This window comes from Pseudoalteromonas sp. HL-AS1 (assembly GCF_031198785.1).
Lineage (GTDB): Bacteria > Pseudomonadota > Gammaproteobacteria > Enterobacterales > Alteromonadaceae > Pseudoalteromonas > Pseudoalteromonas distincta.
In genome coordinates, this window is record NZ_CP133569.1 from 1,552,478 (window position 1) to 1,572,016 (window position 19,539).

22 protein-coding genes and 1 pseudogene are annotated in these 19,539 nt (G+C 39.3%); 10 read left to right on the forward strand and 13 right to left on the reverse strand.

The window, feature by feature from the left end:
- Positions 1–67: 67 nt before the first annotated feature.
- Complete coding sequence (locus RB214_RS07345) at positions 68–568, reverse strand: fasciclin domain-containing protein (RefSeq protein WP_309168698.1); 501 nt, start codon at positions 566–568, stop codon at positions 68–70.
- A 183-nt stretch (positions 569–751) separates the two neighbouring features.
- Here RB214_RS07345 and lepB point away from each other — a divergent pair, with 183 nt between their 5' ends.
- Positions 752–1,402, forward strand: a complete 651-nt coding sequence (gene lepB / locus RB214_RS07350) for a signal peptidase I (protein WP_309168699.1) — start codon at positions 752–754, stop codon at positions 1,400–1,402.
- 182 nt (positions 1,403–1,584) lie between these two features.
- On the opposite strand, the gene metG is transcribed toward lepB, so the two are convergent.
- Positions 1,585–3,606, reverse strand: a complete 2,022-nt coding sequence (gene metG / locus RB214_RS07355; RefSeq protein WP_309168700.1) for a methionine--tRNA ligase — start codon at positions 3,604–3,606, stop codon at positions 1,585–1,587.
- 187 nt (positions 3,607–3,793) lie between these two features.
- Between metG and apbC the strand changes: the two genes are divergently transcribed.
- Entirely contained in the window at positions 3,794–4,870 is a 1,077-nt protein-coding gene (gene apbC / locus RB214_RS07360; RefSeq protein WP_309168701.1) for an iron-sulfur cluster carrier protein ApbC, read from the forward strand.
- Between the two features lie 6 nt (positions 4,871–4,876).
- Complete coding sequence (dcd, locus tag RB214_RS07365; protein WP_002959670.1) at positions 4,877–5,461, forward strand: dCTP deaminase; 585 nt, start codon at positions 4,877–4,879, stop codon at positions 5,459–5,461.
- Between the two features lie 16 nt (positions 5,462–5,477).
- On the opposite strand, the gene RB214_RS07370 is transcribed toward dcd, so the two are convergent.
- A complete protein-coding gene (locus tag RB214_RS07370) occupies positions 5,478–6,263 on the reverse strand; it encodes a CLCA_X family protein (protein WP_309168975.1) in 786 nt (261 codons plus the stop codon).
- A 24-nt stretch (positions 6,264–6,287) separates the two neighbouring features.
- Entirely contained in the window at positions 6,288–6,884 is a 597-nt protein-coding gene (locus tag RB214_RS07375) for a tRNA-uridine aminocarboxypropyltransferase (RefSeq protein WP_165742922.1), read from the reverse strand.
- A gap of 137 nt (positions 6,885–7,021) precedes the next feature.
- On the opposite strand from RB214_RS07375, the gene RB214_RS07380 reads away from it, so the two are divergent.
- Complete coding sequence (locus RB214_RS07380; RefSeq protein WP_002959674.1) at positions 7,022–7,366, forward strand: Hpt domain-containing protein; 345 nt, start codon at positions 7,022–7,024, stop codon at positions 7,364–7,366.
- A gap of 105 nt (positions 7,367–7,471) precedes the next feature.
- Positions 7,472–8,689, forward strand: a complete 1,218-nt coding sequence (locus RB214_RS07385) for a pyridoxal phosphate-dependent aminotransferase (RefSeq protein WP_024597609.1) — start codon at positions 7,472–7,474, stop codon at positions 8,687–8,689.
- Between the two features lie 64 nt (positions 8,690–8,753).
- Here the strand turns inward: RB214_RS07385 and RB214_RS07390 are convergent, their stop codons facing one another.
- From RB214_RS07390 to RB214_RS07405, 4 genes are read right to left on the reverse strand one after another with little or no spacing between them, the layout of a single operon-like run.
- Positions 8,754–9,221 (reverse strand): glycine zipper 2TM domain-containing protein, encoded by a 468-nt coding sequence (locus tag RB214_RS07390; protein ID WP_309168702.1) that lies wholly within the window; start codon positions 9,219–9,221, stop codon positions 8,754–8,756.
- A 55-nt stretch (positions 9,222–9,276) separates the two neighbouring features.
- Positions 9,277–9,897, reverse strand: coding sequence for a penicillin-binding protein activator LpoB (gene lpoB / locus RB214_RS07395; RefSeq protein ID WP_002959677.1), 621 nt, complete (start codon positions 9,895–9,897; stop codon positions 9,277–9,279).
- An 11-nt stretch (positions 9,898–9,908) separates the two neighbouring features.
- Complete coding sequence (locus RB214_RS07400) at positions 9,909–10,334, reverse strand: YcfL family protein (protein ID WP_002959678.1); 426 nt, start codon at positions 10,332–10,334, stop codon at positions 9,909–9,911.
- Between the two features lie 8 nt (positions 10,335–10,342).
- Complete coding sequence (locus RB214_RS07405; protein ID WP_309168703.1) at positions 10,343–11,707, reverse strand: adenine DNA methylase; 1,365 nt, start codon at positions 11,705–11,707, stop codon at positions 10,343–10,345.
- A 226-nt stretch (positions 11,708–11,933) separates the two neighbouring features.
- Between RB214_RS07405 and RB214_RS07410 the strand changes: the two are divergent.
- From RB214_RS07410 to RB214_RS07430, 5 genes and pseudogenes are all read left to right on the forward strand, one after another.
- Positions 11,934–12,391, forward strand: a pseudogene (locus RB214_RS07410) (hypothetical protein).
- Between the two features lie 89 nt (positions 12,392–12,480).
- On the forward strand, positions 12,481–13,311 hold the full coding sequence (locus RB214_RS07415) for a DUF692 domain-containing protein (RefSeq protein WP_309168704.1): 831 nt from the start codon (positions 12,481–12,483) through the stop codon (positions 13,309–13,311).
- The gene (locus RB214_RS07420) at positions 13,308–13,991 is read left to right on the forward strand and encodes a putative DNA-binding domain-containing protein (RefSeq protein WP_309168705.1); all 684 of its coding nucleotides are present in this window, start codon (positions 13,308–13,310) and stop codon (positions 13,989–13,991) included. The genes RB214_RS07415 and RB214_RS07420 overlap by 4 nt, the downstream gene beginning before the upstream one ends.
- A 76-nt stretch (positions 13,992–14,067) precedes the next feature.
- Complete coding sequence (locus RB214_RS07425) at positions 14,068–15,378, forward strand: IS4 family transposase (protein ID WP_309167426.1); 1,311 nt, start codon at positions 14,068–14,070, stop codon at positions 15,376–15,378.
- A gap of 169 nt (positions 15,379–15,547) precedes the next feature.
- Positions 15,548–16,417 (forward strand): DMT family transporter, encoded by an 870-nt coding sequence (locus RB214_RS07430; protein WP_309168706.1) that lies wholly within the window; start codon positions 15,548–15,550, stop codon positions 16,415–16,417.
- A 6-nt stretch (positions 16,418–16,423) separates the two neighbouring features.
- Here RB214_RS07430 and RB214_RS07435 read toward each other — a convergent pair whose 3' ends face one another.
- The 5 genes from RB214_RS07435 to RB214_RS07455 are packed head-to-tail and all read right to left on the reverse strand — an operon-like array spanning position 16,424 to position 19,488.
- The gene (locus RB214_RS07435) at positions 16,424–17,122 is read right to left on the reverse strand and encodes a M15 family metallopeptidase (RefSeq protein ID WP_309168707.1); all 699 of its coding nucleotides are present in this window, start codon (positions 17,120–17,122) and stop codon (positions 16,424–16,426) included.
- On the reverse strand, positions 17,122–18,252 hold the full coding sequence (gene dapE, locus RB214_RS07440) for a succinyl-diaminopimelate desuccinylase (protein WP_309168708.1): 1,131 nt from the start codon (positions 18,250–18,252) through the stop codon (positions 17,122–17,124). Before dapE ends, RB214_RS07435 begins: the two co-directional genes overlap by 1 nt.
- The gene (locus RB214_RS07445; protein ID WP_309168709.1) at positions 18,249–18,596 is read right to left on the reverse strand and encodes an ArsC family reductase; all 348 of its coding nucleotides are present in this window, start codon (positions 18,594–18,596) and stop codon (positions 18,249–18,251) included. The genes dapE and RB214_RS07445 overlap by 4 nt, the downstream gene beginning before the upstream one ends.
- A gap of 4 nt (positions 18,597–18,600) precedes the next feature.
- Positions 18,601–19,098, reverse strand: a complete 498-nt coding sequence (locus tag RB214_RS07450) for a PTS glucose transporter subunit IIA (RefSeq protein ID WP_002959694.1) — start codon at positions 19,096–19,098, stop codon at positions 18,601–18,603.
- Positions 19,099–19,101: 3 nt separating this feature from the next.
- Positions 19,102–19,488, reverse strand: a complete 387-nt coding sequence (locus tag RB214_RS07455; protein WP_002959696.1) for an ACT domain-containing protein — start codon at positions 19,486–19,488, stop codon at positions 19,102–19,104.
- Positions 19,489–19,539: the final 51 nt, after the last annotated feature.

Consider the following 19,539-nt stretch of genomic DNA (forward strand, 5'->3'; position numbering starts at 1 on the left):
ACAAAAATAACTAAAAAAGCGCATAAGTATTTACTTATGCTTTTTTAGTTGGCTCATTCTTTTATGACTACTCTTTTGGAAGTAGTACTGTGTCGATAACATGAATTACGCCGTTGCTTGCTTTTACATCAGCTTTTACAACTTTAGCGTCATTTATCATTACGCCCATGCTGTCGGCTTTAACCATAACTGATTGGCCTTGTAGTGTTTTCGCACTATCTACCTTCATTACATCGGCTGCCATCACTTTTCCAGACACTACGTGATAAGTTAATACCGCCGTTAGCTTATCTTTGTTTTCAGGCTTGAGTAACATTTCTACAGTGCCTTCAGGTAATCTAGAAAATGCAGCATCTGTTGGTGCAAAAATAGTAAAGGGCCCTTTACCTTGCAGTGTTTCAACTAAACCTGCGGCTTTAACAGCAGCAACAAGAGTAGTGAACGAACCATTTTCAACGGCTACTTCAACAACGTCTTTTTTCATACCATGATGATCAGCATAAGCCATTGTAGTAAATCCAAGGCTTGCAGTTGTAAACAATAATGCAGTAGTAATTTTCTTAAACATTTTATTTTCCTTTAAGTTAATACCCGTTGGCTTCGTTAAATGTTACGACGCTCTAAATTTAATCGATCAATTAAAATTACTAGTCAACATGTTTTGTTACATCATTGATTGAACTGCAGCTAATTAACAAAGTCATATAAATAGTTACTCAATTAAAGACTTGTTCAATTGAAGGGAATAGGCATGAAATTAGTTTATAGGTTTTGGAAAAACAACCGCTCTCTTATCGTATTTATTGCACTAATGAGCGTATTTAGAAGCGCTGTAGCCGACTGGTACGAAGTGCCAACAGGCTCAATGAAACCAACAATTCAAGAAGGTGACAGAATACTTACCAATAAAATGGCCTACGATATTCGTGTCCCATTTACGCATATAAAACTACTTAAAGTAGCGGACCCACAAACCGGTGATATTATTGTTTTTGACTCACAAGCTGCCGATAACCGTTTAATTAAACGTGTAATTGGTGTGCCAGGAGACACCGTTGCGCTTGAAAATAATGAACTCATTATTAATGGTAAAAAACTTAATTATGCAGATCAGCAAAGCAACATAGACTCGCTTGATAAAATCGAAGATTTAAACGGGTTAGCGCATTCGATAAGAGTGGCAAATATTCCTTCACGTTTATCGGGCTTTGATGCAATTACAATTCCTGATGATTATTATTTAGCAATGGGCGATAACCGCGACAATAGCGCTGACTCGCGTGTAATAGGTTTAATTCCGCGTAATGAGTTATTAGGAAAAGCAGAGCGCGTTATAGTCTCACTTAATTACGATAACTATTACCTACCAAGAAAAGACCGCGTATTGAAAAAGCTCAATTAAATAAGATAATTGATTTTAGAGTTAAAATATAACTGCCTATTTAGGCAGTTTACTTATATATTTTTTTACAAGCTTGGTAAGAACACTACGCTCGTGTTCGGTATTTAATATACGACTAAACATTACTTTAGCCCATAAAAAACCGCTGACATATCAGCGGTTTTTTTATTGTATGAGTAATATTACATTACGCGCATACCAGGCTCTGAGCCGTCATCTGGGTTAAGAATATAAATTTCTTTTCCGCCAGGGCCTGCTGCTAATACCATGCCTTCAGACATACCAAAGCGCATTTTACGAGGCTTAAGGTTAGCAACCATAACGGTTAGCTTGCCTTCGATATCCTCAGGTGCGTAAGCTGATTTAATACCCGCAAACACTTGGCGAGTTTCGCCGCCTAAATCAAGTGTTAGCTTAAGTAGTTTATCTGCGCCTTCTACGTGCTCTGCTTTAGCAATCTTAGCTACGCGTAAGTCTACTTTTGCAAAATCATCGAACTCAATTTCGTCGCTAATCGGCTCTTTTGCAAGTGGGCTGTTAGGGTCAATTGTTACTTTTGATGCTAAGCTTTCTTTAGATTCTTCAACCATTTTGTTTACTTTATCCATTTCAACACGTTGCATTAACGGTTTAAATTTATTGATAGGGTGGCTTACGAGTGCATTTTGAACGCCGTCCCATGCAAGGTCGTCATTTAAAAACGCTTGTACGTTGTCTGCCATTCCTGGTAGCACGGGTTTTAAGTAAGTAATTAAAACGCGGAACAAGTTAAGACCAAGAGAACACACTTCGTGTGCTTCTTGTTGCTTAGTTTCGTCTTTAATTAATACCCAAGGCGCTGCGCCATCAATAAACTGATTTGCTTTGTCGGCAAGCGCCATTATTTCGCGAATTGCGCGGCTGTAATCGCGGTTCTCGTAGTGTGTTGTAATGCTAGGTGCAGCAGCTTGAAACTCTGTTAACAGCTCTGGTTGCATAATAGTACTGCTTAGCTTGCCATCAAACTTTTTAGTAATAAAGCCAGCACAACGGCTCGCTATGTTGACTACTTTACCTACTAGGTCTGAATTTACGCGCTGTGCAAAGTCTTCTAGGTTTAAATCCAGATCAACAATACCGCTGCTTAATTTTGCTGCGTAGTAGTAACGTAAGTATTCTGGGTTTAAGTTATCTAAATAAGTACGCGCTTTAATAAACGTACCCTTTGATTTAGACATTTTTTCGCCATTCACAGTTACAAAACCATGAGCGAATACGTTAGTTGGCTTTCTAAAATTAGCGCCTTCTAGCATTGCTGGCCAAAATAAGCTGTGGAAGTAGATAATGTCTTTACCAATAAAGTGATAAAGCTCTGCGTCTGAACCTTCAGCCCAAAACGCATCAAAGTCGAGGCCTTTTTCGTCACATAGGTTTTTAAAACTCGCCATGTAACCAATAGGTGCATCTAACCAAACGTAAAAATATTTGCCTGGTGCATTTGGGATTTCAAAACCAAAATAAGGTGCGTCACGGCTAATATCCCACTGTTGCAAGCCATCGGTAAACCATTCGTCTAGCTTGTTAGCCATTTCTTGTTGAATAGTTCCCGAGTGTAACCACTCCTTTAGCATGCCTTCAAATGCTGGCAGGTCAAAAAAGTAATGCTCAGAATCTTTAAGTACAGGCTCAGCACCTGACATTACAGAACGCGGATTAATAAGTTCGGTAGGGCTGTATGTAGCACCACACGAATCACAGCTATCGCCGTTTTGGTTTTCAGACTTACACGTTGGGCAAGTACCTGTTACAAAGCGGTCTGGTAAGAAAATACCTTTTTCAGGGTCGAATAATTGTGAAATAGTGTGCTTTTTAATATGACCGGCATCGTTTAGGCGGTTATAAATAAGTTCGCTTAATTCTTTGTTTTCTTGGCTGTGCGTGCTGTGGTAGTTATCAAATTTGATATTAAAGTCAGCAAAGTCGCGTTGGCGCTCTATGCTCACTTGTTTTACCATTTCTTCAGGCGTGATCCCTTGCTTTTGCGCATTAAGCATAATTGGCGTGCCGTGGGCATCGTCTGCGCAAACATAATAAGCTTCGTGGCCTTGTAGTTTTTGAAAACGTGACCAAATATCAGTTTGAATATATTCCAATAAATGACCTAGGTGAGTAGGGCCATTTGCATAAGGTAATGCGCTGGTAATCAGGATCTTTCGCTGCGTCATAATCATTCCGAATTGAGGATAAAACGCCGTTTTTATTATACAAACGGCAATTATCATTAATTTATCTACAAGCTATCTGCTTAGAGTGCGCACAGCTTATGGATTTTTATTAATTGACTGGTGTTAATGCCCTGAATGTTACATAATTCCGTGGCACTTTTCATCAAAGAAACGCTATTTAATTGCTATGTTTGGACTGTCGAAACTATTCTCTTCTAAATCGGTGCAAAAACAACCGATTATAACTGCCTTAGCGGCATATCGTAGTGCGGCTTTTGCCGTCGGTATTGACGAAAGCTTCATTGATACTATTACTCAAAATGACGATAAATCACTACACATTAAATTAACTCTGCCATTTGCTGGGCAATCAGAAATGCCTTTAGTTGAGCAACACGTAAGTGAAAGCTTAAATGTGCCTGTAACAATTAGCGCCAAGGTTATCATTAAAGAGGCGGCTAAGTTTAAAGCGATTAAACATATTGTACTTATTGCCTCAGGCAAAGGTGGGGTAGGTAAGTCGACTACTGCTGTTAACTTGGCAGGCGCGCTTAAAAATGAAGGCGCAAAGGTGGGTATTTTAGATGCTGACATTTATGGCCCATCTATCCCAATGCTTTTAGGATTAGTGGGCGCAGAGCCCGTCACTAAAGATAACAAACAGCTACAGCCTTTTGATGCCAATGGCATTAAAGCGCAATCAATTGGCTTTTTAGTTCCAAGCGATGATGCCACGGTATGGCGCGGGCCAATGGCGTCAGGCGCGCTGAGCCAGTTACTTAACGAAACCGATTGGGGCGAGCTTGACTACTTAATTGTTGATATGCCACCGGGCACCGGTGATATTCAGCTTACAATGAGCCAAAAAGTACCCGCTAGCGGCACTGTTATTGTCACTACACCGCAAGACTTAGCGCTAGCTGATGCGCAAAAAGGCATTGCTATGTTTAATAAAGTAGACGTACCGGTGCTTGGCTTAATCGAAAATATGAGCCACTACATTTGCACTCACTGTGGTGAAGCTAACCACGTATTTGGTAAAGACGGCGCCCAAAAGCTGGCGCACAAGCACGGCGTACCCGTACTTAGCCATATTCCACTTGCAATAGATATACGCGAGTATTCTGAGCAAGGTAAACTTATTGCAAGCGATAACGATGCCGCAATAAGCAAAACATACAGCGCAGCAGCAAGGCTAATAGCCAGCACGCTTTATTATCAACAGCATCACAATGCGATTGAAATTGTGATTACGGAAGATTAATAAATAATGAGACTTTCAGACACACATATTAAAGAATACTTAAGCGATGGCCGCATAGTTATTGAGCCTGCACCAACGAGCGAGATGATTTCAGGCGTGACTGCCGATTTACGCTTGGGTAATAAATTTAGAACGTTTAATGCGCATAACGCGGCATACGTCGATTTAAGTGGTCCAAAAGATCAGTTAAATAAGGCCATGGAATCGATCATGAGTGAAGAAATAGTGCTTGATGAAGGTGAAGCATTCTTTTTACACCCAGGTGAACTTGCACTAGCTATTACCCATGAAAAAGTAACTCTACCAGCAGATATAGTAGGTTGGTTAGATGGACGCTCATCGCTTGCGCGTTTGGGTTTAATGGTGCATGTAACCGCGCATCGAATAGACCCAGGCTGGAGCGGCAATATTGTTTTAGAGTTTTACAACTCAGGTAAATTACCACTGGCACTACGCCCACTGATGAAAATTGGTGCTATGAGCTTTGAAATGTTATCGGGCCCGTGTGAAAACCCATACAATATTCGTAAAGATGCAAAATATAAAGATCAAAGCAGCGCAGTAGCAAGTCGTATTAGTGACGATAAATAATCACCAAATATAGACATCACTCGTCTATTTTATGAAGCGCATAGCCCAGTAGTTCAAAATAGTGGTTAAGTGCTTCATTTGCTTTATTAATATGCTCACAATTTGGGTAGATTAAATTACTACTTTTTAAGCCTCCGACTAAAAAGCTATTTTTTATATATGTGTGGCCTTCAATACAGGCTTCAAAACACCGCGCTGCAAGCTCTTCTGGCATGCTCATATAATTCATATTGTGGGCTTTATCGTGTTCTATACACGTTTGTACAAAGTTATTTGCATCAATACCATCTTCATCTAAAAATACATGTTTATAAAAACTGTTCAAAGCATCATTAAGTGGATGCGATAAATTTGGCGTGTTTGAAAGCCATAATTTTGATGCAAAACCAAATTGTGGTTTTGCTGCAAATAAGTGCTCGCTTATATGATGGTCAAACGCATGGAACCATTCGTGAGCAAGTGCACCACCGCCTGCATTTTTTGCAAGAGCAAGTGTTTGAGAGGCTGCATTATAATGCGCTTGCACGCCTTTTTGACCACCATGGCCAAATGCAAAGTTAAGCTTGCCGCGCAGGCCAATTGCTTTAGGTGGTAAATGCAGTATTTGTGCAAGGTCGGCCAGTGCATCGTAAATTAAATTGGCGCTAATGTAGCGCTCTTCTTTAGTTACCCATTTACCAACGACCATTGACCTAAAGCCGAAGGTATCTCTTATATCGCTAAAGTCGACTTGGTCGTCAAAGCGATAGTCGGGTCCTTGGCGAGTAAAGCCACGTTTTATTCTGTTAGGGTAGTTACGCATTGCAAGTTTCATATAGTAACGAATTTAATCTAAGTAACGTGCTTTTACGTGCTCAGGCATGTGTTGGGTTTGTTTTTGTATTAATTCATTTAGTGCATTATAAAGTGGTGCGGGATTTAGCTGCTCTATTAAAAACAAACTATGCGCTACAGCTTCAAGTGTGGATAGGCTGTCGGCCCGAGGGGCTTTACGAATAGCATAACGATTTTTAGGTAGCTGTTTAAAACTGACCGTTTTAAATTGATTTAGTAATGTGGTGAGCTGCAAAATTTTGTAGGCTTTTTTCCATGTACCATCAACCACGATTAAATGGGTGATGTTTTTTACATTTGGCTGCTCAGTGTTATCGTCTAAATTTACAGCGTGTTCGTTAGGGTAGAGTAAAACAGTTGAACTTACTGGCAGTGTTTTTAGTATGGAAAAGTCATCATTATTTTCGCCTTTGATTATTTGGCAATCAGTTAGGCATAAATTGAGTAGTTTAGCGGTATTTTTTGCTATTTTTTCTTCACTCGGGTGCTGTAGAATAATAACCGTAACTTTGTTGTTTATTTTTGTAATTGCGTTGCAAATACAGGTGTTTAGTGAAAAGTTACAATGATTACAAAGTGTGCGTGCCATTTAATAAACTTTTTGTTGCCAGTATGATCCTCGCAATTATACATTTATAAGGTAATTAAGTTGGTTTTTTTTACGCATCAATATAAAGTAGTACTATTAAACTGTAACTTACATGGATTGTTTTAAGGGCTTAAAATATGACAGAAATAAATATTGATACATCAGCATTAGAGAGTATGGAATCGTTATTGGGTGAGCAGTTTGCTGATACACTTGATTTTTGCTGCTCAGAGTTTGAACGTTTAGGCTCAGAAGTGTTAGCAACAATTGGTAAAGATAAAGAAGCAGCTATTCGCCACTCCCATAGCTTAAAATCGAATGCGGCACAGTTTGGAGCTTCAAGCCTTGCTGAAGTATCGCGTGTTATTGAACAAAATTTAAACCTAGATAACTTAGCTGAAGCTATCGACGCATCTAATAGCTTAATGGCTCAAGTAACAGGCTCTCAAGCTAAGCTAAATGAATGGTTAGCATCTCGTTAATTATTGAAGCTGAAACGTGAATTTATTTCAGTATTAAGCACCTAAATTGACTGGCATTTTACGCCTTTACTAGGTTAGTCTAAAGGCTCACTAGTCGAGGTAAAAATGTCTGATATTAAAAAGAGTCACAAATTAGAAGGTGTATGTTATGACATTCGTGGGCCGGTTTTAGCACAAGCTAAAAAAATGGAAGACGAAGGTCAAAAAGTATTAAAATTGAATATAGGTAATCCAGCTGCTTTTGGTTTTGATATGCCAGAAGATATGCACCGCGATATTATCCGCAACTTATATTCAGCCCAAGGTTACTGTGACTCTAAAGGCCTCTATTCAGCCCGCGTGGCTATTTATCAGCACTACCAACAACGTGGATTACATAATTTAGATGTAGATAGCATATATATTGGTAATGGCGTAAGCGAACTTATTCAGATGATCACCCAAGCGCTATTAAATAATGGCGATGAAGTGCTTATTCCAGCTCCAGATTATCCACTTTGGACTGCTTCTGTCACATTATCGGGTGGTAATCCGGTGCATTATTTATGTGATGAAGAGCAAGATTGGTTTCCGGATATTGCAGATATAAAAAGCAAAATAACGTCTAAAACTAAAGCTTTGGTATTAATTAATCCTAATAATCCGACAGGTGCGGTTTACAGTGACGATTTGTTAATGCAATTAATTGATATAGCGCGTGAACATAAACTGCTGTTATTGAGCGATGAGATTTACGAAAAGATTTTATACGATGGTATAACGCATACTTCAATCGGCTCACTGTGTGATGATGTACCAATCATTACTTTTAATGGTTTAGCAAAAACCTACCGTGCAGCGGGGCTAAGAATGGGGTGGATGGTTCTAAGCGGTCGTACCTCGGTAATGGATGATTTACGCAAAGGCCTTGAAATACTTTCATCTATGCGTTTGTGCGCCAATGTACCTGCGCAATATGCAATTCAACAAGCGTTGGGCGGCGTGCAATCAATTGATAATTTAATTAACCCAGGCGGGCGCTTATACGAGCAGCGCGATATAGCATGGCGCGGGTTAAACGCTATTGAAGGTATTAGTTGTAAAAAACCTAAAGGCGCGCTCTATGCGTTTGCCAAAGTAGATACAGCACTTTTTAACGTTAAAGATGATGAAAAGATGATGTACGATTTGCTAAAAGCCGAAAAAATATTACTTGTACATGGCAGGGCGTTTAATTGGCCCGAGCCGGATCATTTTAGATTGGTATTTTTACCAAGCAAAGATGATTTATCTGATGCGATGTTAAAAATGAAGCGCTTTTTTAAAGACTATCGCCAAGTATAGTTATTAAAAAAATAAAAAACGAGCCAAATTTGGCTCGTTTTTACATTAGTCATGAATATATTGGCTAATACGCTTTATCTACACGCACCGTGTTGTCGTTCAAGTACACTAATCTTACGTTATCGCCTTTGCTAAAACGCATTGATTGGTCTTGATCTTGAACAACCATAAACTGGTCGCCGTTTTCAATTTGTATTAATAACTCTACAAAATGATTTTGCTGATAATGACTTTGCTGCTGCCTGTTATGCGCAACACTGCCGCCAATTACCGAGCCTAATATTGTTGCTACTGTGCGGCCGCTACCGCCACCAAACTGGTTGCCTACAACACCACCGAGTAATGCACCGCCGAAGGTTTCCCAGCCGTTGTTTTTGTCTTGAATGATTTCTTGTTCGGTAATATTGCGTACCGATTTTACGTCACCAAATAAAACTTGCTGCACAGGAACTGCTTTATTGCGCTCATATTGAGCAAAAGTTGGCGCGCTCACACTAAGTAGGGCACACATTATTAATATTATAGCTTTCATAATAATCTCCTATTGGTAGCCTTTATGGGCTTATTAGCCCGTAAAGGCTTAGTAACTACCAACCAAATGTCGATTTTTCTTTAGTTTTACGAATTTCAGTTTCGTCTGCCCATTCAACTAGGCCGCTTTCCATATCCATTAAACGCATCGTAAATTTATAGTATACGTCTGATTTGTCGGCATTTGATTTAACTATACTCGATAAATTTCCGTATAACATATATTGCGCGCCAATTTGTTTACCAAATGCAACGGCTGTTGCAGGGTTAACAAGGGCATCTTCGTTTTGAAACGTTAATTGCTCACGTACTGACTCAACACGCGTCATATCTACAAAACGGAACTTACCACTGCGTAGCATTTGCGTTGAGATTGAATCGGTGATTGATTCAGTATCAATGTGCTCACTAGTTTTGTTTTTAATACGCTCAACAAATACTACAGGGCGTTTATTAGCGGTCATTGTGCCAACAACTGGTGAGCTGAGTAATGAATCGGTCATTTGGCTCGCTACTTTTTGTAAGTCGGTAGAGCCAAAATTAATATCGGTTGTTTCTACTGCTTGTGCATCGCCATAACTTACTACGGCTTTATTAGCACAGCCACTTAATACTAAAGCGCTCAAGCCAACTAAAGCGTAAGTTGATACTGTTTTAAATTTGTTACTGATGATCATGGTTGTTTCCTTTAATCTTTAAATTCTTGTGATTCGGTAGACACTTCTCTAACTGCTAAAGAAAAGGTAACCGCATCAGAGCTCGGTGCTAAGCCTGGTAATTGTGTTTTTGCAAAACCAAATAAGGTGAGTGCTTGCCAAGGTGAATGGTTGCCTTTAATTACAAAGCCGTCTTTATCAAACCAATTAAACTGATACTGCAAATATTGTGATTTTTTATACTGGCTCGAAAGTGTCACTACTACATCGGTTAACTGGTTGGTTTGACGTGTTTTCACATCAGTAATGGCAAGCTTTTTACCAAGCTCTGGGTTATCTACACGTAATTGCTCATTAAACTGGTTTTTATTTTGTTCAACAGAAATACCCGATGTAACCGGTTGGCTGGAACATGCACTGAGCATTAAGGCTGCTAATAATGGCGCTATGTATTTCATGATGGCTCCTAAAGTTGAACTACGTGGTAATTAAAGTAGTTATTAATAGAGGTTAAGTAAATTAACGTTAACCCTTGCTTACTAATGGTAAAATTTATAGGTGCTTGTGTGCCTATATGCACAGAATGCTCACCTGTATTTAGGCTTTGCCTTGCGACACTTATTTGATTTGGAAGTGTAAGCCAGCTGCGTGTATCAGCTTGCTCAGACGCCAAATTATAAATATTAGCAAGTATGTTACCTACATCACCGGCACTGCGAGCAAGTTCTGCCCGCACTTTCTCTTTAGCTACTAATCTAAGTACTTGGCGAGCGACTTTTGCAGGTATTTGATCTTCTAGAGTTTTAGCTGCAAGTGCTTCAATGTGTACTAATGGTCTCAGCTCTAAGCTTTGTGCATCTATATTTATATTGTTAAGGCGGCGCACATAGGCATTATCTTTATATACCGGCATCGCCAAGCTGTAAAAGCGTGCATCGCCATGTGATGAATAAATTGGCAAGCGCAGTTTAAATTCATCTTGTTTTGGTACTAATCCTTGTTCAAATAAAACAATTACTTCGCCTTGTGATGAAGAAATAGTGGGCGTATCGCCAAAGCGTTTTTTAAATTCATTTAGATCTTGGTCAAACCCTTGTTTTTTAGCAAGGCGCATTACATCTTGCTGTAAATAAATATTGTTAGGTTGTATAGCCAATGCTTTTTTATAATCGATATAGGCGTCGTCGTATTGTTTAGCACTTTGGTAAAGCAAAGCAGATAAGTAAAATGTGTAGGCATTTTGAAAGCCATTTTTTATGTTTCTGGTTACATTGCTCATGCTTGGGTAGTGTTGCTGAGCTTCTTTAACGGTTGAGTCTACTTCTGCTTCATTCTCGCTAAGCGCATCAACTTGTACTTTATTAGCTCGGCGAATTTCGACCAATGCGCCTTCAACATCATTTTTATACACGTAGTTAAGTGCTTTATAACTATGAAGCATGCTCATTTCGTAAGCGGGTGGCACATAAGTTATTGCTGAGTCGTTGGTAAATAAAGCGTTACTTTGTTCAAGGCCCGCACTTGCTTGTATTTTGGCGGCTTCACGCTTTTTTTGCATTTGCGTATACACGTTCTCAAATTTACTTTGTGCATCATCTGGTGTATTTGCTAAGTCGTTTAAACGAGCTTGCTCAAGTTGGTTAAGTAAGTAGCTGCTGTGCAGGGTGCTATTATTAGCAATAAGGGATTGCGCTTCTTCGATGTTGTTTTTCTCGATCGCATTTCTTATTGGTGTCATTTGCGTGGCATAGTCATTAAATAGGTCATTAAAACCCATTGTGCTACACCCACTTAAAATAAAACAAAAGCTTAAAATTATACTGCGGCGCACTGAGCACTCCTCTTAATTTACCTGTATACATTAACATACTATTTTTAGCTAAATGTGTGAAATATTGTAAAAAATCGTAGAGTAAAACTGCCTGCTAATAAAGAAATATAAAGTGACATTAGTGAACAAACTGTGAATTTTTTTTGGTTTATTATCAACTCCACTGAAATAGTACTTTCGCTTTAGCGGTCTTGCTAAGAGTTATATCACTCAGAGGAATTAAAAAATGAAAAAGTTTACAGGTGCAGCAATGGCTGTAATGGTAGCAGGTTTAGTTGGTTGTAATGCAACAGAGGCAGAACGGCAACATCAAGTGCAGTTGCTAATAATGGCGCAACAACTGATTTAGTTCATTGTTATGATGCGAATGTATGTGGTGGCCATAACGATTGTAAAACAGCTGAGAATGCATGTGCAGGTCAAGCGTCATGTAAAGGGACTGGTTTTGTAGCAGTGCCTGCAAAATCATGTGCTGACGTTGGCGGTACAGTAAAAGATAAATGGGTAGGCAGTGTAGCTAAAGCAGATTTAGTACATTGTAACGATGTAAATGTGTGTGGCGGTCATAACGATTGTAAGACTGTTAATAATGCTTGTGCTGGGCATGCATCATGTAAAGGCACCGGTTTTGTATCAATGCCTGCAAAAGCATGTGGTGATATTGGTGGCTCTGTAGGTAGCTAAGAAAAAGTAATTAATAGTTAAAGCTATTATAATAAATCTGAGTAATACATTCAATTACGGGTGTGTTACTCAGATTTTTGAGGAAGTATATGACAAATCGTTTTTTAGGTTTTGGTTTAGGATTAAGAGCCCCGCATTTCGAGCAAATTATTGCAGAGAAACCAGCTGTAGATTGGTTTGAAATCATTTCAGAAAACTATTTTGTAGCTGGTGGAAAACCTTGGCATTATTTAAATAAAATAAGAGCAGATTATCCGATTGTTATGCATGGGGTATCAATGTCGATTGGCAGTATTGACCCTATTAACAAAGACTATTTAAATCAGTTAAAAAACACAATTGCGAGGGTTGAGCCGCAATGGGTGTCTGATCATTTATGTTTCACCCAAGTGGGCGGTGTTAATAGTCACGATTTACTTCCAATGGCTTACACCTCAGAGGCACTTGATCATTTAGCAAATAAAATTTCACAAGTTCAGGATTACCTGGGGCGTGAAATGATTTTTGAAAATGTATCGAGCTATTTAACCTATAACGATTCACAAATGAGTGAGTGGGATTTTTTAGCGCAATTACATAAGCAAACAGGCTGTAAGTTTTTAATGGATGTAAATAATGTTTATGTAAGTGCACGAAATCACGACTTTAATGCAATGGATTATTTATCAGCTATTCCGAGTACAGCTATTGCACAAATACACTTAGCAGGACATCAAGACTTTGGTACGCATATTATAGATACTCACGATGAAGATGTTCCCGATGCGGTATGGGACTTATATGCTCAGTATGCAAAAACATTAAATCCGGTAAGTACCATGATTGAACGCGATGATAATATTGGCTCCCTTGATGATTTAATTACTGAGCTTGAGCATGCTAAAACGCTAGTGAAACCGTTTTGGGATATAAGATCATGAGTGATTTAGCAAAGCTGCAACAACAGTTTATGAATTTACTGCAAGGAGAAAGTTCGGATATTAGCGAGCAAATTGCGCAGCAAGGGCAGTTAAATACACAACAGCGACTCTCTATTTATCAAAGCGCTTATAAAATTCGCTTAAGAGCCGTGATTGAGCAAGATCACGAACAGTTGGGCATTTACTTAGGTGATGATTTATTTGAGATGATGGTTGATGGTTATTTAGCTTTATATCCTTCAACTCATACGTCACTACGAATTTTTGCAGAGAAACTACCAGATTATTTAGCCGCTAATACTCCTTTTAGTGATTACCCCATACTTGCAGATATAGCCAAATTTGAACGACTATTACTAAGTACTTTTGATGCAAGCGATAAAACATTACTTAATGTATTAGAGCTTGAAAGTATTGAACCTCAGCAATGGCCAACTTTACTATTAAAATTACATCCAAGTGTACAGTTAGTTGTGTTTAATACTATGGCGGTTGAAAGTTGGCAGGCAATAAAACAAAAGCAAACACCGCCAGAGCCAAGAGTCTCAGAACCTCGCTTTTGGGTTGTAGCACGTGATGCTCAAAGGCGTACACAATATTTAAGCGTTGATGCACAAGAATACCGCTTACTGAGTTTATTAAAACAAAACACACCCTTTGCACTAATGCCGATCATTTAAGAATTAGTTAATAGCACTTGAACGATCTTCTAGGTATGTAAGAATCCGAATTCTTTTGTAGAATTCGGATTTTTTTATGCAACTTTCTAATGCTCTCGATATTATTAACAACATCAAACCTAATGACGTTGAAACACTCGCAGACTTACTCCCTTTATCTCTTATCGAAGAAGCCTATGCACTGACCGAAACCGTTACACTACGAAAAAGAAAACTAACCCTAGAATCGATGGCTTGGTTGTTGATCGGGATGGTTATTTATAATGACAAATCGATGGCCGATGTCGTTAATATGCTCGACATTGTTGACCGCGATGGTAAGCCATTTGTTGCGCCAAGTGCTTTAACTCAGCGTCGTAAAAACCTAGGTGAAGCCGCCATGAAAGCCTTATTTGAATGCACCCAAAGGCATTGGAATAATGACGCTAATCATCCTCATTGGAATGGGCTTACCTTGCTTGGTGTCGATGGTGTCGTTTGGCGTACGGATGACTCACCCCAAAACAATGAAGCCTTTACAAAACCGACTAATACACAATACCCACAGGTCAGAATGGTGTGTCAAATGGAGCTAAGCAGCCACCTAATCACGGGGAGTGCTTTTGATGATTACAAGGTCAATGAAATGGTGCTGGCTGAAAAGCTTATAGAAACCACACCCGATAACAGTCTCACTTTATTCGACAAAGGTTTCTATTCTTTAGGGCTTTTACATAAATGGCAAACAACTGGCAGTGAACGCCATTGGCTAATCCCCCTGAAAAAAAATGTGCAATATGAAGTTATTCAAACATTAGGGCGTAATGATAAATTAGTCCAACTTAGCAGCAACCCAAGAGCAAGAAAGATGTGGCCAACGCTGCCTAACACCTTAATCGCGAGGTTAGTGACTCGAAAAATAAAGGGGAAATCATATAGTGTGATGACATCTATGACAGATCCGATGCGATATCTATCAGCCGATATAGGTGATTTGTACAGTCACCGCTGGGAGATAGAGCTTGGTTATCGGGAACAAAAGCAATATATGCTGGGCAATCGATTAACATTAAGAAGTCGCTTACCAGCGCTTGTAAAGCAAGAGCTGTGGGGAGTGTTGCTTACTTATAATATGGTGCGATATCAGATGGTAAAAATGTGCCACACATTAAAAGGTGATTATTTACCGTACCAACTGAGTTTCAATGGTAGTTTAGCTCAAATAATGAGGTTGCTTGTTGGATTACCTTATTCAACACCTGGAGCCATACCACGTCAATTAAAATACTTTTATGCGATGGCAGAAAGCCTAATTCTAGAGCCTCGAAGGGATCGAGGTTTTCCTCGTGCAGTCAAGCCAAGACCACAGCGGTACGCTAGAAATAAAAAAGCCGCTCACCTTAAGTGAACGGCATTACACCCTTTGCACAGTTATGTCAATCCTGTTTAAATGAACTCCCGGGTGAGAAAATCGCTGGGTTTTTAATTACTAAAATTAATCAATGGCTTGAACGTGGTTGGTTAATTAGCGAGTGAGTTTAAACAATATAGTTATTTTTCGTTGCGAAGGAATTTTTTTGAAAGCCACCATATACACATTAATTGCTTTAATTGCGTTTGCCGCAAATTCTCTATTTTGCAGAATGGCCTTAGCAGAAGGTTATATAGATGCTTGGAACTTTACTGTTATTCGCTTACTCAGCGGGGCTGCATGTTTGGGCATTATAATGGCTATTTATACCCATAATTTAAAACGTAAAGGCACATTCAATCCCGCTATTTTAAGTGACAGAGGAAGCTGGCGAAGCAGTATTAGCCTGCTTGTTTACGCGCTTTGTTTTTCGATTGCATACGTAGAGCTAGATACAGGCACCGGTGCACTGATTTTGTTTTCAGCCGTGCAACTAACTATGATTGGCTGGGGTATATATCAAAAAGAGCAGTTGAGTGTGCTTCAGTGGTGCGCGTTTATAGTGGCGCTAGGTGGGTTTGTATATTTAATGCTGCCATCTGCTGCTGTACCTTCATTATTAGGTGCATCACTTATGGCACTCAGTGGTGTGGCATGGGGTATTTACAGTATTCGCGCTAAAGTGTGCGTATCGCCACTGCGTACTACGGGGTTTAACTTTATAAGAAGCTTAGTGGCTATCCCTGTTTTATTACTTGTTGGTATGAGTTATTTAAAAAATATGAGTATTGAAGGGGTTTTGCTTGCATGTGCCTCGGGTGCGATAGCGTCTGGAATTGGTTACAGTGTTTGGTATGTGGCTATGCCACTGCTTAAAAGTACCCAAGCTGCTGTTGTGCAGCTTTGTGTACCTGTACTTGCAGCCATTGCTGGTGTTTTGTTTTTATCAGAGCAGGTAACAATGGAGTTTTTAGTAGCAAGTTCCTTAATATTAGGGGCCGTGCTGGTGTTTATTTTAAATAAAAAGAAGGCTTAATATAACCTAACCTTCTTTTAGGTGTGGGCTTACGTTTGTTACAAAGCGTTTATAAATAGCAGGTAAGTTATCAAGTATTGCCTGCTTACCCAGTAGTTCACTGTTTTTTATGCACTCAAAAAGTACTTGCTCGCTAAGTTTATTCACTAATAATTGTGATTGCTTAATATGGCTTATATGCCAAAGCTCAGGTGCTACGCCACCTAAATCATGCTGATAAGGGCGATAAAAACCAAATTTAACTAAGTTAGTATCAAGCCAATTACTTAAAGGTGCAAACGGCCCAGCTTGCAAGTATTCATCAGGTGTTAGCTGTAGCTTATAATCATCACTGACCGCAGCTTTATCAAACACATCTAAGTCAGTCCCTAAATGGTGCCTGCTTGCGCCAGGTAGTGCAGAGTAGAGCATTATTGCTATGCATTTATCTACATCATTTAATTTAGTTAAATCTACAACCTTTTGCTGTTTATTATAAACAGGTCGAATACCTAGAAACTTATTATTCCAAATAATTGACTGGCGTTCAAAGTCGCGAAAACTTGAGGCAATAGTAAGATCAAATCCTGCTTTTTGAGCTGCACTTTGCAGCGCTAAAAAGTCGCTAATAATAGCGCTGTGCAAGCGATGATTTTGTATGTCAGTTAAATGTGTATCACTTTGCCCTGTGATACACATTATCGATGTTAGTTTAGTTACATCCATTATGCTAAAAGTTGCTCTAGTATTTGCTCGTAAATGTCGGTAAGGGCTATTAAATCATCGGTACTTACGCATTCATCTACTTTATGAATAGTTTCGTTACGTGGGCCAAGTTCAATTACTTTAGCACCTGTTTGTGCAATAAAGCGACCATCAGATGTGCCGCCAGTAGTTTCTAGATTCGTAGTTAAACCGGTTACTGATTTAATCGCTTTTACTGTGGCATCAACAAGTGGGCCGTGCTCGGTAATAAAAGGCAAGCCATTTACTATCCAGCTTAATTCATAATTTAAGTTATGCTTTTGCAGTATGTTATTTACACGTTGTTGTAATTGCTCATGTGTTACTTGCGTGCTAAATCTAAAGTTAAACTGTACTTCAAGCTCACCCGGGATCACATTACCTGCACCTGTGCCGCCATTAATATTTGAAATCTGAAAGCTGGTAGCAGGGAAGTATTCATTTCCGTTATCCCACACCGTTTGGCTAAGCTCAGTAAGGGCAGAGGTTGCTAGGTGAATTGGGTTTTGTGCTAAATGCGGGTAGGCCACATGACCTTGTATACCCTTAACAGTTAAAAAAGCGGTAAGTGAACCTCTTCGGCCATTTTTAACCACATCACCGAGTACATCGCGTGATGATGGCTCGCCTACAAGGCACATATCAATTTTTTCACCGCGCGCCTCTAGCGTATCAATTACACGAGTAGTCCCGTTTATAAACGGGCCTTCTTCGTCGGAGGTAATTAAAAATGAAATCGAGCCTTTATGATCTGGATGTTTAGTAACAAAACGCTCGGTTGCAACAAGCATTGCAGCTAACGAGCCTTTCATATCGGCAGCGCCGCGCCCATGTAATAAACCGTCTTTTATTAATCCTGAAAACGGCGGGTGTTGCCAATTTTTCTCTGGGCCTGTTGGCACAACATCAGTGTGGCCTGCAAAACAAAAGTGCGGTGATTGTGTGCCTTTTCGAGCCCATGTATTTAATGTGTCGGTAAAAAATAATGACTCTATATTAAAACCAACCGCAGCAAGGCGATCGTTCATTATCTGTTGGCAGCCAGCATCCTCGGGCGTTACTGACTCACGTTGTATTAGTGCTTGGGCGAGTTTAATTACATCATCTTTCATGATTTAAATATCTCATCGTATTGAGCTGCTTTAAAACCTAAATGGTAACTGCCATTGTTAATAAGTACTGGGCGTTTGATCATTGCAGGTTGGTCAACTAACAATGGGATAGCACTTTCTTTAGTCAAACTCTGTTTTTGCTCATCAGTTAGTGCGCGATAAGTTGTGCCACGTTTATTAACAAGCTGTTCCCAATCGAGTTTATCTGCAAAATCACTTATCATTTGCTCATCTACGCCATCTTTGCGGTAATCATGAAACGTAAATTCGATGTTGTTGTCGGCTAAGTATTTTTTTGCTTTTTTTATCGTATCGCAATTGCTAATACCGTATAGAGTGATCATAAATTTAATTCTTCTTAATAATAGTTAATAAGGTATCAACATCCGCATTTACATGCGAATGTGAGTAATGAAATGTGCCGAGATTATGGCCGTTAAGTAAGATTAAACTGGCCAGCATAGGCGTTTCTAGTTCACGTAAATCAAAATAAGCGAGGCGTTGGCCTTTACTTATTTCACTACCATTTAATTGTGCAATATGGGTATGTGTAATTGATTGTGAACCGGTAATAGTTAAGTTGATTAAAACTTTTAAACCATTTTTAGCCTGTAAAATAAACTCAGTACCTGCGTTTTTTACTTGTAATAACGTGCCATCAAACGGCGCTAAAATTTTGTGGCTACTGAGCTTTACAGTAATACCAGGTCCGAGAATACCAAACCTAAAAATAGGTTCGGGGTGTTCTTGAAGCGGTATTACTTTACCTGTAAATGGGCTTGTAATAAGGATGGCACTACGAGGCGTTTTATTGAGTGCTAGATATTCAATTGTTTGTGCTTTCATATGCTATTGCGCCACCACGTTGTAACCATCTTTTTTTAAGGCGTTAAGTGCTAGTGAGGCCGTTTGCTTTTTTACTAAAATATAATCGGTATCGTAGGTTGAGATTGAAAAAATAGAAATTTTAGCGCGTGCTAATACACCCGATATATTAGCCATTATTCCGGTCAGCGAAAAACCAAGTGGGCCAACCACCTCAAGTGCTTGCCAATCAGATTCGGTATCTAAACTCTCTATTTCAAAGCTACTAGGGCAAACAATAGATAGTTCATCCTGGGTTTTAGATATAAAAAATAAAGGAAGCTTGAGTAGCGCCGCAGGTATATCGGCGTCAACATCTAAACTGTGAATAGATAAAACCGTGCTGTGTAATTGTAATGTTTGTTTTGACATTAAACGCCTGCGATACAGCATTATTGATAGCTTTATAGTATAGATTATTGC

Coding starts and splice junctions, on each gene's coding strand:
- metG (WP_309168700.1), bottom strand. CDS start 3,606: ATGACGCAGCGAAAGATCCTGATTACCAGCGCATTACCTTATGCAAAT.
- RB214_RS07400 (WP_002959678.1), bottom strand. CDS start 10,334: ATGAAATACATAGCGCCATTATTAGCAGCCTTAATGCTCAGTGCATGT.
- RB214_RS07385 (WP_024597609.1), top strand. CDS start 7,472: ATGTCTGATATTAAAAAGAGTCACAAATTAGAAGGTGTATGTTATGAC.
- lepB (WP_309168699.1), top strand. CDS start 752: ATGAAATTAGTTTATAGGTTTTGGAAAAACAACCGCTCTCTTATCGTA.
- RB214_RS07415 (WP_309168704.1), top strand. CDS start 12,481: ATGACAAATCGTTTTTTAGGTTTTGGTTTAGGATTAAGAGCCCCGCAT.
- RB214_RS07380 (WP_002959674.1), top strand. CDS start 7,022: ATGACAGAAATAAATATTGATACATCAGCATTAGAGAGTATGGAATCG.
- RB214_RS07450 (WP_002959694.1), bottom strand. CDS start 19,098: ATGAAAGCACAAACAATTGAATATCTAGCACTCAATAAAACGCCTCGT.
- RB214_RS07420 (WP_309168705.1), top strand. CDS start 13,308: ATGAGTGATTTAGCAAAGCTGCAACAACAGTTTATGAATTTACTGCAA.
- RB214_RS07345 (WP_309168698.1), bottom strand. CDS start 568: ATGTTTAAGAAAATTACTACTGCATTATTGTTTACAACTGCAAGCCTT.
- dcd (WP_002959670.1), top strand. CDS start 4,877: ATGAGACTTTCAGACACACATATTAAAGAATACTTAAGCGATGGCCGC.
- RB214_RS07445 (WP_309168709.1), bottom strand. CDS start 18,596: ATGATCACTCTATACGGTATTAGCAATTGCGATACGATAAAAAAAGCA.
- RB214_RS07425 (WP_309167426.1), top strand. CDS start 14,068: ATGCAACTTTCTAATGCTCTCGATATTATTAACAACATCAAACCTAAT.
- RB214_RS07390 (WP_309168702.1), bottom strand. CDS start 9,221: ATGAAAGCTATAATATTAATAATGTGTGCCCTACTTAGTGTGAGCGCG.
- lpoB (WP_002959677.1), bottom strand. CDS start 9,897: ATGATCATCAGTAACAAATTTAAAACAGTATCAACTTACGCTTTAGTT.
- RB214_RS07455 (WP_002959696.1), bottom strand. CDS start 19,488: ATGTCAAAACAAACATTACAATTACACAGCACGGTTTTATCTATTCAC.
- RB214_RS07370 (WP_309168975.1), bottom strand. CDS start 6,263: ATGCGTAACTACCCTAACAGAATAAAACGTGGCTTTACTCGCCAAGGA.
- apbC (WP_309168701.1), top strand. CDS start 3,794: ATGTTTGGACTGTCGAAACTATTCTCTTCTAAATCGGTGCAAAAACAA.
- RB214_RS07375 (WP_165742922.1), bottom strand. CDS start 6,884: ATGGCACGCACACTTTGTAATCATTGTAACTTTTCACTAAACACCTGT.
- RB214_RS07435 (WP_309168707.1), bottom strand. CDS start 17,122: ATGGATGTAACTAAACTAACATCGATAATGTGTATCACAGGGCAAAGT.
- dapE (WP_309168708.1), bottom strand. CDS start 18,252: ATGAAAGATGATGTAATTAAACTCGCCCAAGCACTAATACAACGTGAG.